At 59.3% G+C, this 13,920-nt stretch carries 9 protein-coding genes; 7 read left to right on the top strand and 2 right to left on the bottom strand.

Annotated features, from left to right (window positions below):
• On the bottom strand, positions 1–371 hold a 371-nt coding region (locus CMG77_RS11815; protein ID WP_286904584.1), incomplete at its 3' end, for an efflux RND transporter permease subunit.
• A gap of 15 nt (positions 372–386) precedes the next feature.
• A complete protein-coding gene (locus CMG77_RS11810) occupies positions 387–1,454 on the bottom strand; it encodes an efflux RND transporter periplasmic adaptor subunit (RefSeq protein ID WP_286807079.1) in 1,068 nt (355 codons plus the stop codon).
• 255 nt (positions 1,455–1,709) lie between these two features.
• Between CMG77_RS11810 and CMG77_RS11805 the strand changes: the two genes are divergently transcribed.
• The 7 genes from CMG77_RS11805 (at position 1,710) to CMG77_RS11775 (ending at position 13,753) form a co-directional block, all read left to right on the top strand.
• Positions 1,710–3,890, top strand: coding sequence for a TonB-dependent receptor (locus CMG77_RS11805; protein WP_286807080.1), 2,181 nt, complete (start codon positions 1,710–1,712; stop codon positions 3,888–3,890).
• A 570-nt stretch (positions 3,891–4,460) separates the two neighbouring features.
• Positions 4,461–5,885: a PepSY-associated TM helix domain-containing protein gene (locus tag CMG77_RS11800; RefSeq protein WP_286904582.1), complete on the top strand. Its 1,425-nt coding sequence runs from the start codon at positions 4,461–4,463 to the stop codon at positions 5,883–5,885.
• Between the two features lie 86 nt (positions 5,886–5,971).
• Positions 5,972–6,370, top strand: a complete 399-nt coding sequence (locus tag CMG77_RS11795; RefSeq protein ID WP_502691885.1) for a DUF4156 domain-containing protein — start codon at positions 5,972–5,974, stop codon at positions 6,368–6,370.
• Between the two features lie 1,035 nt (positions 6,371–7,405).
• The gene (locus tag CMG77_RS11790) at positions 7,406–10,378 is read left to right on the top strand and encodes a TonB-dependent receptor (RefSeq protein ID WP_353743488.1); all 2,973 of its coding nucleotides are present in this window, start codon (positions 7,406–7,408) and stop codon (positions 10,376–10,378) included.
• A gap of 156 nt (positions 10,379–10,534) precedes the next feature.
• Positions 10,535–12,055, top strand: coding sequence for a tryptophan halogenase family protein (locus CMG77_RS11785; RefSeq protein WP_286904579.1), 1,521 nt, complete (start codon positions 10,535–10,537; stop codon positions 12,053–12,055).
• A 29-nt stretch (positions 12,056–12,084) separates the two neighbouring features.
• On the top strand, positions 12,085–12,819 hold the full coding sequence (locus CMG77_RS11780; protein ID WP_286807091.1) for a SapC family protein: 735 nt from the start codon (positions 12,085–12,087) through the stop codon (positions 12,817–12,819).
• Between the two features lie 37 nt (positions 12,820–12,856).
• On the top strand, positions 12,857–13,753 hold the full coding sequence (locus CMG77_RS11775; protein ID WP_286807092.1) for a hydroxypyruvate isomerase family protein: 897 nt from the start codon (positions 12,857–12,859) through the stop codon (positions 13,751–13,753).
• Positions 13,754–13,920 lie beyond the last annotated feature (167 nt).

Genomic DNA, 13,920 nt, shown 5'->3' with positions numbered 1-13,920 from the left:
TCGGCCTCGGTGGGCAGATTGTTCAGGGCGCGGGAAATCCGGTCACGCACATCGTTGGCGGCGGCATCAATGTCCCGGTCGACATTAAAGCGGATGGTGATATCCGAACGGCCGTTTTCGCTTGAGGACTCGATGTACTCCATGCCCTCGACTCCCGCCACCCGGTCTTCGAGCAGTCGGGTCACACGGGTTTCCACCACCGCCGCCGCAGCGCCCGGGTAGTTGGTGCGAATGGACACCACAGGCGGATCGATATCCGGGTATTCACGCAACGTCAATCGATCGTAGGCCAGCAGGCCCAGGGCGATCAGGATCAGGGAGATGACCGAGGCAAACACCGGCCGCTTGATGGAGACATCGGACAACAACATGGCGTGTCTCCTCGGTTATTGGGATTGATTGAGCAATTCGGGTAAGGGGTCGCTGCCACTGTCTTCGGCGGTAATGACCACCGGCTGGTCGGCGCGCACTTTCTGTAACCCGTGGGTCACCACTTTTTCTCCCGCCGACAGGCCTTCCAGAATTTCCACTCGCCCAAAAAACCGTTGCCCAATTTTGACGGGGCGCTGCTCCGCCACCGGCTCACTGTCCGGGTTCACGATCACGAACACATAGTGGCCGCCACCTTCGGACATCAACGCCGCTTCCGACACCATGACCGCTTCGCGCTCGCGGGTGAACAGCTCCACCGTCATCAACAACCCGGGCTTGAGCTGCCCGTCATCGTTGGGTAGCACCGCCCGCACCATAAAGGACCGCGAGACCGGATCCACCTGATTGTCGATACTGGATACCACACCTTCAAACAGCTGGTTACCCAGGGCCCGACTGCGTGCGCGAATCTCCAGCCCCGGCTCCACCGCTTGCAGGTGTACCGCCGGCAGGGTGAAATCCAGCTTCATCTGACGATCGTCCACCAGCGTGGTAATCAGATCTCCCGGGGTGACCAGAGCACCGACGCTGATATTGCGCAGCCCCACCACCCCGTCGAAGGGCGCACGCAACCGGAGGTCTTCCAGTCGCGCCTCAAGGGCGTTGTAGCGGGCCTGGGCCGAATGATATTCGCGCTGCCGCTCGTCCAACATGGATTGCGACGCCGCCCCCTGATCCACCAGCGAACGCACCCGGCGCCACTGCCGCTCCGCGTCCTCGGCGTTGGTGCGCGCCTCCTCGAGCAGGGCAATCTCCTCCGCACTGGTCATTTCCACCAGCACCCGGCCCTTTTCTACCCGCTCACCGTCTTCAAAGTTCAGGCGGGTGACCGTTTTGGTGACATTGGAGGTCAGGTGGATGGATTCATTGCCGCGCAGCGTACCCAGCGCCTCGATGCGGTTGCGGATCGGTTTCTGAACCACGGTCTGGACGACGACCCCCGGATCACCGGACTGGCTGTGTGCCACGCCGGCCGGAAACAGAGACAGAATCAACAGGGTCATCGCCAAGAGTTTATTCATCAGGTGCATGCTCGTTGGGGGATCGTCGGGTAAGCCCTCGATTTTACGCCCAGACACCGCACACCAGACGACTCCGACAGGCGCTTTAACACTAATTTACATGGACCCGTCGGGCTTTTTGGGCAGCAGTCTCCGCCTTGATGACAAAGCAACCCAGCACTGGAAACAAATCTTATTGTAAATGAGAAACTATCTCGTTATCATGCGCCTTATTCAACACCTCTTGCTCAATGACTCTCCGGAACCGAACCCGCTATGCGCAATCCTTCGTCGTCCCTGTTTAACCTCAAATCGCTCTCCCTGCTGATTTCAGCCAGTGCGCTGTGTTCGCCGTCACTGGCGCAGACCGGGTCGACCGAGCGGATTGAAGAGATGGTCATTACCGCCGACGGCTCCCAGGTGCTGCTGCCCGAAGCCTATGCCGGTGGTCAGGTGGCCCGCGGCGGCCGGGTGGGCGTGTTCGGCAACCTGGACATGATGGATGCACCGTTCACCAGTACCAACTACACCGCCGAGCTGATGCTGGACCAGCAGACCAGCAGCGTGGCGGACGTGCTCCAGAATGACCCGGTGGTCCGGGTGGCCAAAGGCTTTGGCAACTTCCAGGAGCTGTATGTGATTCGCGGCTTTCCGGTGTTCTCCGACGATATGACCTACAACGGTCTATACGGCATACTGCCCCGGCAGTACGTCGCCTCGGAGTTGTTGGAGCGGGTGGAAGTCTTTCGCGGTGCCAACACCTTCCTAAGTGGTGCGGCGCCCGGTGGCAGTGGCATCGGCGGCTCGGTGAATCTGGTACCCAAGCGGGCGCCGGAGGACGGTGTGCGCCGGGTAACGCTCGGCCTTGAGGGCCAGAGCCAGGGCTACGCCGCTCTGGATTTCGGCGAACGCTTCGGGGCTGAGCAGGAAACCGGCGTGCGCGCCAACCTGGTTCGTCGGGACGGCGAGACCGCTGTGGAGAACCAGGAGCGGGAACTGACCCTCGCCGCCATCGGTACCGATTATCGGGGCGATCGCCTGCGCCTGTCCGCCGACCTGGGTTTTCAGGATCACCGCATTGATGCGCCCCGCCCCAGTGTGACCCCCACCGGCGAGCTGCCCGAGGCACCGGACTCGGACCGCAATTTCGCCCAGCCCTGGACCTACACCGACGAACAACAACTGTTTGGTGTGGTGCGGGCCGAGTATGACCTGACCGACCACATCACCGGCTGGGCCGCCGCCGGGCTCCGAGAGGGGGAGGAAGACAACATTCTGGCCAACCCCAACAGCGACGCTGAAGGGAACACCAGTACCTACCGGTTTGATAACGTGCGGGAGGATTCTGTGCGCTCCGCCGAAATCGGCGTGAAAAGTGAATTCCAGACCGGCACGGTCAGCCACCGACTGGTGGGGTCGGCAACGGACTTCTCCTCCGAGTCCCGAAACGCTTATGCGTTCTCAGACTTTGCCGGCTTTTCCGGCAACCTGTACAACCCCGAACCGGTTGCCCCTCCCGCCCCCGACTTCTTTGTCGGCGGTGATCTGTCCGCCCCCGGTGTGACCGAGCGGGTGGACAATCAGAGTGTCGCGTTGGCCGATATGCTGGGGCTGCTTGGCGACACCCTGCTGGTCACGCTGGGCGCCCGCTATCAGGATATTCACACCCGAAGCTATGATTACACCAGCGGCAATCTGACCTCGGAGTACGACGAAGGTCGTCTCTCCCCGGTCGCCGGCGTGGTCTATCAGCCCAGCGACCAGGTGTCCCTGTACGGCAACTACATCGAGGGCCTGATGCCCGGCGAGGTGGCCCCGGCCACCAGTGGCGGTGAGCCGGTCGACAATGCCGGCGAAGTCTTCGAGCCCTACCAGGCCGAGCAGATCGAAGTGGGGCTCAAATACGACGCCGACACCTACGGCGGCAGCATCAGCCTGTTTGATACCGCGCTGCCCAGCGGCTATGTGGAGAACAACCGGTTTTCCGTTAACGGCGAGCAGCGCAACCGAGGGCTGGAGCTGAGCGCTTTCGGCCAGCCGCTGGACACAATGCGTGTGCTGGGTGGCCTGACCTTCCTGGACAGTGAACAGACTCAGACCCAGGGCGGCCTCTACGACGGCAAGCAGGCGGTGGGAGTACCCGAATTCCAACTCAACCTGAACCTGGAGTGGGACCTGACCGTCCTGCCCGGCCTGACCCTGGATACCCGGATCATTCACACCGATGATCAGTACGCCAATGCCGATAACACCGTGAGTGCCTCCGCCTGGACCCGCTGGGACCTGGGCGCCCGCTATCAGACCGAGTGGGACGGACGGGGCCTGACCCTGCGAGCCCGAGTGAACAATCTGTCGGATGAAAACTATTGGGCCTCCGTCGGCGGCTTCCCGGGCTCGAACTACCTGGTGCTGTCCGAGCCGCGCAGCCTGGTTCTGTCCGCCTCGGTCGAGTTTTAAACCATGAGCTGGATACTGGGAACCCTGGCCACCGCCACCGGCTTTGCCGGTGTACTGAGCCTTTACCGCAGCTGGCGTTTGCCCCTGCCCAAGCCGACGCACTGGCGCCGTCTGGGCTGGATACTGCTGATGCTGTCACTGATTGCCTGGCTCTGGGCCCAGCCGGTGGAGTTTGCCGTGTGCTTCGCCCTGACCGTCCCGGCCCTGCTCGCCTGGCTCTGGATCGGCTGGGTCAGCCCGGACCGACAGCCCGCGCGGGACACCAAACTGGAACAGCGGACTCTGAATTGGCCCCGGATCACGTTACTGGGTGTGCAGGTGCTCAAACTGGTGATCAGTGTGCCTCTAGCGGGTCTTGTCAGTGCCCTGCTCAGCTTTACGGTCACCGATCTGCTGCCCTGGGANGCGGTCAACCGCCTGGTGACCGGGGTGTTGATGATGCCGGTGTTCTGGGGTCTGGCCAGCTACTGGGTGCTGGCCGACACCCGACTCTGGCGCCCGACNCTGGCGTTGATCGCGACCGGCGTGATTAGCGCCGGCTACCTCTTTCTTCTATAACGACGCNCTCCTATGGCCTTCAGACTNTCTCCCCAACTGGTAAAAAACTCCCTGGCCAGCCACAGCTGGATGGGCATCGCCATCGGCGCGCTGATGTATTGGGTGTGCCTGTCCGGCACGCTGGCCGTACTCTATCCGGAGTTCGAGCGCTGGGAGACACCGACGGTGTCGGAATACACCGAGGTAAACCCCGAGGCCATCCAGAGCGCCTACCAGCGTTTCATGGAGGGCCAGGAGCCCACCGAGCACGCCTACGTCCTGCTGCCCCGCCCCGGCATGCCCCGCACNGTNTTGATGTCCGACCACAGCGCNCGGGTGCTCAATGCCGACGGCACCCTGGGGGAGCCCGCCGCACACCCCTGGACNCACATNCTGACCGACCTGCATCTGTACCTGCACTTGCCGAGCAGTTGGGGCATGGTGCTGGTGAGCACGCTGGGCGCCATGCTGCTGGCNCTGATTGTNTCCGGCGTNTTGGCCCACCCGCGACTGTTCAAGGATGCCTTTCACTTCCGNCNCAAGGGCAACGCNCGCCTGGAGCAGACCGACCTGCACAACCGCCTGAGCGTCTGGGGGCTGCCCTTTTACATCATGATTGCCGTGACCGGCGCCTTTTACGGTCTCGCCNNCATGCTCAGTTGGGNNGCGGCNGANGCNTTTTACGACGGTGATACCGANGCGGTGATTGAGACGGTGTACGGNGGNCACCCGGAGAACCTGCCTGAGCGCGAGGGCCCTCTGGGCATAGCTCGCGTCCTGCAGGACAGCATNGNGCGCGCNCCGGAAGGCACCCGCCCCATCTACGTCACCGTTGAGCACCCGGATACCGACGAGGAGCACCTGTTGGTGGGCACTCACTACCCGGATCGACTCATCTATGCCGAGCAGTTTTACTACGACGGCGCGGGCAACTTCCTNAACAAGGTGGGNTTNAGCGACGGNGAACCCGGGCGGCAGGCGATATTCTCGGTCTATCGCATCCACTTTGGGCACTTTGGCGGCCTGGGCGTGAAACTGCTCTGGGTGGCNCTNGGNCTGGCGCTGACNGTGGTNTCNGTCAGCGGCATCAATATCTGGNTGGCNAAACGCAAACACCGGGATGCCCTGAACAACCTCTGGACCGGCATTGTCTGGGGTACNCCCTTGGCGTTTGTCGTCAGCGCCATNACCCAGGTGCTGCTCCAGTGGCCCTCCAAGTGGATTTTCTGGGGCGTGATCCTGGCCGCCATGATCCTCGCGCAATGGCGCGACCGGCANCCCCCCACCAAGCGNTGGCTGCTGGGGCTGACCAGCGCCGGCCTGGTGCTGCTNGCGCTGGGNCACGCCCTGCGNTTCGGCGCCGATGCNTTCNCCGGTGCGGCGCCGGGCATCAACGCCGGCCTGCTGCTCNCCGCCCTGGCACTGGNCCTGATNGCNTGGCGACAGCCGGCACACTGAACCTCTCCACNCTCCGGGCTCCGNGCCGCCAACCNTCAGGGTTGCGGCCCAGTCGCTTGTGACGCCACCNCCGGCTTTGGTATAAGATGCCCTACAACGCNGGAACCCAACCCGCCACCACGTGGTCTCACCGGCNCCAAACGGACACTTACCCTTTGCTAGAGGACACCTCCATGAAAAAATTATCNCTGTTGATCCTGATGGCCAGCCTGGCCAGCGCCTGTACCTGGGTGAAAGTGNATGANCAAGCCGAAGACATCGTNGTCGGCAAAGAGGCCAACGTGCGCGGCTGCGAGAAGCTNAGCGACACCAACGTCAGCGTCGCCGACAGNATCGGGCCNATCAGCCGCAGCGAAGAGAAAGTGGCGACCGAGCTGCTGAACATGGGNAANAANGAAGCNNTNCGNCTGGGTGGCGACACCATCGTGCCNNAGGGNGAGCCTGAGGATGGNCGCCAGACATTCTCCATCTANCGCTGTCAGTAATNCNNTCGAGGCCCGGTTACGCCGGGCCTTNACTGCNNNGGCTCAGTNNCGGCCCGTCTNNCNACTGATGANNANNCGCTTCAGAATCACATCGACGATAGGCTTGACCACTTCCAGATCNACGCCATCCGCCGTAGTCAGTGTCAGCCAATAACTCTGATCATCCTGCCGAAGCAAATAGTACACCGGCCGCAGNTTGACCCCATCCAGCCGGTACCGNTAANCGCGATACCAGACTTTCGCCTCGCTCTGGGTCAGGAAAATGCCCCGGTCCTCCACCTCGATTGAACGCGCATCTGCGCGGCCGCGCATTTCCATTTCCAGNTTTTCCCAGAGCACCGAGACACGCTGTTTACCGGTGACTCTGTCGGCCGCCAGAAAATANCCCGGCGCCCCCTCGATATACCCGACCAACACCGGCGCANCGTCCGCNGCATCACTNCTGACGGACTCAAGCGANAGNGCGCTGGGGGGCTGAAGCGTCAAACCGGGGGCNAGCACTATNGACTGGCGTTCCGATGCCGTTGCGCCAGCGGCAAACAGAAGCACCAGCAGCGCCACTCGGGAGCGGTCAACCAAGCCATTCCTTATGGTTTTTATGACCATTAAAGCGGGCCAATTGAACACAGGCAGAATCCGACGGGAAAAGTCACTCATCTTATTTTATAGTACCACCAAGGCCCATTCGCGGACCCGCAAATGAGACTATATACTCGTCAAGGGATTATGCGCCACTCCTGGCGGCAGACAAGACCTTAGCGTCTTTTACTCCCTTTTGAACAAACACGCAACCGGATACAAATACAGAACCCTGTAGCGGAAAACACCAACCCGTTCGTCACTGTAATACAACGGAGCTGATCCGTTGGGGAGANCGTTGAATTGAAAATAACACCGACCGTGCTGCTGACCCAGCTGATCACATGCGCAGTTCATGCGTCTGGGGATGCGTCNCGTCTGGGGGAAACCGCACAATTCAACATCTCTGAAAGCAGAGCAGACGTATCGCTCACGGAGTTTGCACAACAGTCAAATATGACTGTTATTGTCCCGTTCGAGCAGGTGGTGAATATCAAAACCCAGCCGCTACAAGGTNACTACACCATTGTGGAAGCGGCGCTCCATCTGATTGAAGGCACTGGACTGAATCTCTCCGTAAGCGGCAGCGGCAAGCTCTTTATCCGCACCGATGACGACTCTAAGGGGAAAGATTCAATGCTACAAAAGAATAAGTTATCCAGCGCTATCATCGTGGCCATGTCTTCGTTGGCAGGCGCTCANGCCATTGCCNAGGACGCCGCCNACGGCAANTTTGAAGAAGTGGTNGTAACCGGGATNCGNGGCTCNCTCGANCGNTCCATGGANATCAANCGGGATTCNTCCGGCGTGGTNGACGCNATNTCNGCCGANGACATGGGTAAATTTCCCGACACCAACGTGGCCGAATCCCTGCANCGGATTACCGGCGTTTCNATNGACCGCAGTGGCGGCGANGGCCAGTCGGTCACCGTGCGNGGTTTCGGTCCCTCCTTTAATACNGTNATGGTCAACGGTCGGCAGATGGCGACCGAGAACCAGGACCGNGCATTNAGNTTTGACACNCTGTCGGCCGANCTGGTTCGCGGCGTGAANGTCTACAAAACCAGNAANCCATCCATGGCNTCCGGCGGCATCGGCTCGGCCATTGATGTCCAGACNGCCCGACCGTTTGATTTCAANGGCCTGGAAATGTTCGGCTCGNTCAAAGGCACCTATGAGAGCCTGAATGAAAAAACCTACCCGACCGTATCGGGCCTGATCAGTAATACCTTTGCCGATGACACCCTGGGGGTTTTGTTGGCGGTGTCCCACTCTGAGCGGGAGAACTACGTCAACTCCCTGTTCACCGCCGGTTANCGGCCCGGACTGAANCTGTTCAACGAACAGGGCGATCTGCAGGCGGGCAACGTAACGCCGCCCAGAAACCTGGATATGCGTACCGAGCAACAGAAGCGGACCCGCACCAACGCGAACGTTTCACTTCAGTACGCGCCCTCCGATGATGTGACGGTCACCTTCGACGGCTTCCACTCCAACTATGAAGTCGACGCCAAGCTGAACGCGCTGGCCGCCTGGTTNGAGCCCAACCGGGTCACGGACGTCGATTTCAACAACGAAACCCGCACCGTCACCTACATGAATAACGTCGGCACCGAAGACACCCGCGCCGCGACCGATTTCGTGGTCAACCACGGGGACAGTAAGTTCGTCACCCTCAACGCCTTCGGCCTGAATGTGGAGTGGGACGTTACCGACGAGCTGGTGGCCAAGTTCGATGNGTCTTACTCGGATGCCGAGAACGATATGGCCGGGAAAGAGAACTTCGGCGTAATCGGTCATATCAACACTTATGATTTTGATCTGAGCTCCGGACGCCCATTGGCCAACCATGAAGGCTACAACGGCAGTGAAATCCCGGATCGCTCCATCATGAAGATGCATGTTGGTTCTCCCGGTGGCCCCAACAGCCAGGATGAGATCAACGAGCTTCGCGCGGATTTTGAATACACGCCCTACAATACCAGTGGCTTTACCTCAATGCGTTTCGGTGCCTACCGCCAGGANCGGGAAAAAGCCTACTACTCAGTGGGTGTNGATAACGGCTCCCTGTATGGCGGTTACTACGCATCCGCTCCCGAAGAGCTGATGACCAAATTCACCGCACCCAGCTTCTTCCCCGGCGCTCAGGATACCTGGTGGACCTTTGACAACTGGGAGCTTTACGACGTAATGCTCACCGAGGAAAAGGCCAACGAGAACGACGAAATGCGGGGCAACGACATTGGCACCACCTGGCAGGCCCTCCAGGATGGGAACATGTTTGAGCTGACAGTGAATGACGATCGCTATACCGTTCGGGAAGATATCTCCAGCCTGTATCTGGACTTCACCTTTGAAGGTGATGTCATGAATCTGCCCTGGACAGTGAATGTCGGTGCCCGTTATGCCGAAACGTCCACGTCGGTCGATGCCGTGCAAACGGTTCTTAGCGATATCGTCGCCACCGGCGACCCGACGCTGTTTGAGACCGTAGAGGGCTCGCCGACCGAGGTCACCGAGAGCAACTCTTACACCAACCTGCTGCCCAGCATCAANGCCAAAATCGATCTTCAGGACGATATGGTNTTGCGCTTTGCAAGCTATGAAACCATTACTCGCCCGACCCTGACCGAGCTGTCTCCGGCGCTGAATATCGGCCAGCCTCGTTTGCAGAACCTGACAGCGTCAGGCGGCAACCCGAACCTCAAACCCTTTACCGCNGANAACTGGGACATTTCGTACGAGTGGTACTACGGTGACGCCAGNTATTTGTCCGTGGCGTACTTCAATAAAGAGGTGGAGAATTTTATTGTCACCCTCGCTGCGGATGAAGAGTTTACCCTGGCCGACCGCGCAGAGACACCGGACAACATCTGCGCCACTGACCAGTGCGCCGACATTGCTGCCGACGAAGGGCTTCCCGACGAACTGCGCGGTCTGTCTGAAACCCTGAGGGTTACCCGTCCGCGCAACGCCGAGACCGCCGAAGTCAACGGTCTGGAACTGGCCTGGACACACCTCTGGGATAATGGCTTTGGTGTGACACTGAACGCCACCAAAACCGACAGTAACGCGCAACTATCTGAGGATCGCGATCAGACCTTCGCCCTNATTGGTCTCGGCGACTCGCAGAATGCGGTAGTGTTCTATGAGCGTGGCCCATTCCAGGCTCGGGTCGCGTTCAACAACCGGGAGCAGTTCCTGCAGGCGATCAACAATGGTCCCGCCAGCGAGCCGCTTACGGTGGACACCTACGGCCAGTGGGATGTGAGCGCGAGNTACGACGTGAACGACATCTTCTCGGTATACTTTGAGGGTGTGAACGTCACCGAAGAAGAGCTGGTCAGCCGCGGCCGTGAGGAAGACCAGATCATTTCGGTCTTTGATACCGGCGCTCGCTACTCGGTCGGTCTGCGCGCCCGTTTCTAAACCGGTGAGTCCGGCAGGGACGCCGGAGGTTCATGGAGACTTCTGAAGCGAAAGCTCAGTGTCTGATTGGCTCGGCAGCAATCATGCTGTCGGGTCTTTTTTGCTGAAACTGCANGNGNNTTAAAACCATAACGATAAGCCAGGAGAAGAGTCATCATGACGGAAAGCNTTGGTCACGTTGTTNTCGTCGGNGGAGGCACCGCCGGTTGGCTNAGNGCCGCAATGATCGCCGCCCATCATAACGGTCACCGNCCGGACGGACTGAAGGTGACACTGGTGGAGTCTTCCGANATACCNACCGTCGGNGTGGGCGAGGGCACCTGGCCCACCATGAAAAACACGCTGCAGAAAATNGGNATCGATGAAAAAACCTTTTTNGCCNGCTGCCACAGCACCTTCAAGCAGGGCGGAAAGTTCATCGNCTGGCACACCGGAAACGGCGATGCNTACTACCATCCGTTCACNGTNCCNATCGCCTATGAGCGGCTGGATCTGGCGCCNTANATCAACGACCTGACTCACTTTGCNCCGGAAACGAATTTTCAACATCACATCTGTGAGGCGGGNTTGGGGCCGAGANCCCTGACGGANCCCGANTTNCAGGGNCCCTGCAATTACGCCTATCACCTGGATGCCGGCGAGTTCGCCGAGCTACTCAAGCAACACGCCACGGANNAACTNGGAGTCCATCATCTCGTTGACACAGTGTCGAACGTGTCCCTGTCNAGNGANGGATTTATCGACGCNATCACCCTGGAGCAGACAGGGAAACTGGAAGGAGACTTTTTTGTCGANTGCACGGGCTTTGCGTCCAGNNTCCTGGGNCAGGCNCTGGGTGTTCCCTTCAAGCCGATGGATTCNATCCTGTTCAATGATCGCGCNATTGCCGTACAGGCGCCNTACCCGGACGAGCGCAGTCCCATCCCCTGCCACACCCTGGCCACTGCCAAAGCGGCCGGCTGGATNTGGGATATCGGGTTGACGCATCGCCGCGGCACAGGCCATGTTTTTTCCAGTNATTTTATCAGCGAAGACGAAGCCGAGTTTACCCTGCGTCAGNATCTTGACCTGAGCGAGTCCNAGGCAGATTCCAGAGTCATCAAGTTCTCNTCTGGCCACCGGGCCTGCTGGTGGAANAAAAATTGTGTTGCNGTCGGCATGTCCGCCGGATTTGTCGAGCCCCTGGAAGCCACCGCCATCATGCTGGTTGANCTGTCGGCCCGNTTCATTTCTGAAAANCTGCCGGCCGACCGCCACACCATGGCCATCATGGAGAANCGNTTCAANCAGGCNATGNCCTACCGCTGGCAGCGAATCATCGATTTCCTGAAGCTGCACTACATGCTGAACGATCGCCCCGAGTCATACTGGAAGGCGCACCGGGACCCGGCCAGCATTCCCGACAGCCTTAAGGAGGATCTTGCGGTCTGGGCAACCCGTGGGCCCCAGACCGCGGACTTTGACAGCGCTCTGGAGCTGTTCCCCGCCGCCAGCTATCAGTATGTTCTTTATGGCATGGGCTTCAGACCCGACTTCTCCAGTCAGGCCTGGCTGTATGATCAACAGCGACTGGCCCAGCAGGTCTTCACCCGCAATCAACAGCTTACCCGGCAGCTTCTGGATTCGCTGCCGAGCCACCGCGACCTGATCGACCGCTGGTTGGGCCAGGCCGCCTGACTGAACACTCATCGATTCCCGGAGTTACAATGTCAACATTGATTCCACTATCACCCTCAGAGCATAAGCACCGGTTTATAGATACCCGGCGCGCGATCAATGATTTTCGCCAGGCCCAGGTGGTTCGACTAAGGGTTCCCGAGGTCGGAAACGCGGGCTGCTGTTTTCCGGTGCTGATCACCAAAGACCCCCAGTTCGGAGAATGGGATATCACTGCACTGACGTCCCTTGAGCCGGAATCCAACCTTTTTGTGGGTGATGAGGGATGGCAGGGCGTCTATACGCCTTTGTCCATTCGGACCTACCCGGTGCGGCTCACCAGAGCCGACGGCCCAGAAGGCGTCAGCCTCGCGGTTCGGGCTGAAGACCTTTCGGATTCCGGAGCCGGACTTTACGACGATCAAGGCCAGCCGACGGACTATCTCAAAGCAATCGAAAATGCCCTGCATGAAGACCTCTCCGGCGCTGCGGCCACCCGGGCTTTCTGCCAACACCTCAATGGGCTGAACCTCATTCAGCCCATCAGTATCACCGTGCTGTACAAAGACGGTAAGAGCCGAACTCTTGAAGGACTGTACACACTGGATCAGGACAGGTTATCGTCGCTGTCTGACAAAGAACTGCTGGAACTCCAGAAACGGGGTTACCTGATGGCCATGAACAGCATGCTGACCTCCCTCTTCCAGCTGAACCGTCTTATTCAGCGACACAAGGAACACAATTCGGTCAATCCGATTCAGAAAATTACGCTTCAGCGCCGCTGAGGGGTAACCACAACAAAACCATAAGAGGACTGTAACCATGACTGACTCTCTCAACCGCCGCGCCCTGCTGCGCGGTGCCGTCGCCAGCGCTTTTGGCGTTACCAGCCTGAGCGCTCTGGGACCCCGGGCACTGGCCGACCACCACGGACAATCTCATCAGCTCAAGGGTAATATTCGCCACTCGGTGGCACGGTGGACCTACGATTTCCTCTCCGTGGAGGAACTCTGCCAGTTGGTCAAACGAATCGGCTTTTCGGCCATCGACCTGATCGGCCCCAAGGAGTGGCACATTCTCAAAAAGCATGGGGTGGACTCGTCCATGTGTAACGGTGCCGAGCTTAGCCTTGAGGAAGGGTTTGGTAATGCCGAGCACCACAGTGCCCTGATCGAAAGCTATCGTAAGCACATTGATCTGGTCAGCGACGCGGGTTACACCAACCTGATCTGTTTCAGCGGTAACGCTCGGGGCATGGACCCGGAAGATGGTCTGAAAGCCGCCGTCACAGGCTTGAAGAAAGTTCTGGCACAGGCCGAGAAGCGCGGCGTTGTGCTGCAGATGGAGTTGTTCAACAGTAAGGTGGACCATCCCGATTATCTGTGTGACAGCTCGGCCTGGGGTATTGAACTGTGTAAGCGGCTGGATTCACCAAACTTCAAACTGCTTTACGATATCTATCATATGCAGATCATGGAAGGTGACATCATCCGTACCATTCGCGACAACCATCAATATTTCGGCCACTACCACACCGCCGGGGTACCGGGACGTCACGAGATTGACGACTCCCAGGAGCTGTACTATCCGGCAATCATGCGGGCCATTCAGGAGGTGGATTTCAAAGGGTACGTGGCCCAGGAATTTATTCCGGCGCGGGCGACGGATGAGGAGAAGGTTGAGTCATTGAAAGCGGCGATCAAGATCTGTGACGTTTAAGATAGTGATCGATTTTCAGAAGACGTAGCGTGGAAAGGAAGCCAAGCGGTGGATGACGGGCTATCGCCCTTATCCACCCTTGTATCTGTCCACGGACTCTGGCTAGCTACCAGGGTCCACCGGGAGCCGCGGTAAATAGTATCCACCCTGAGGGCTGTGACCCTGAT

The sequence above is a fragment of the Marinimicrobium sp. genome, from assembly GCF_002695945.1.
GTDB classification, from domain to species: domain Bacteria; phylum Pseudomonadota; class Gammaproteobacteria; order Pseudomonadales; family Cellvibrionaceae; genus Marinimicrobium; species Marinimicrobium koreense.
Note: the sequence above shows the minus strand (reverse complement) of the source record. Positions and strands in the feature narration are given on the sequence as shown.

Bases quoted from the DNA above. Each gene is read 5' to 3' on its own strand.
- CMG77_RS11810 (WP_286807079.1), bottom strand. From the start codon at position 1,454: ATGAATAAACTCTTGGCGATGACCCTGTTGATTCTGTCTCTGTTTCCG.
- CMG77_RS11805 (WP_286807080.1), top strand. From the start codon at position 1,710: ATGCGCAATCCTTCGTCGTCCCTGTTTAACCTCAAATCGCTCTCCCTG.
- CMG77_RS11780 (WP_286807091.1), top strand. From the start codon at position 12,085: ATGTCAACATTGATTCCACTATCACCCTCAGAGCATAAGCACCGGTTT.
- CMG77_RS11775 (WP_286807092.1), top strand. From the start codon at position 12,857: ATGACTGACTCTCTCAACCGCCGCGCCCTGCTGCGCGGTGCCGTCGCC.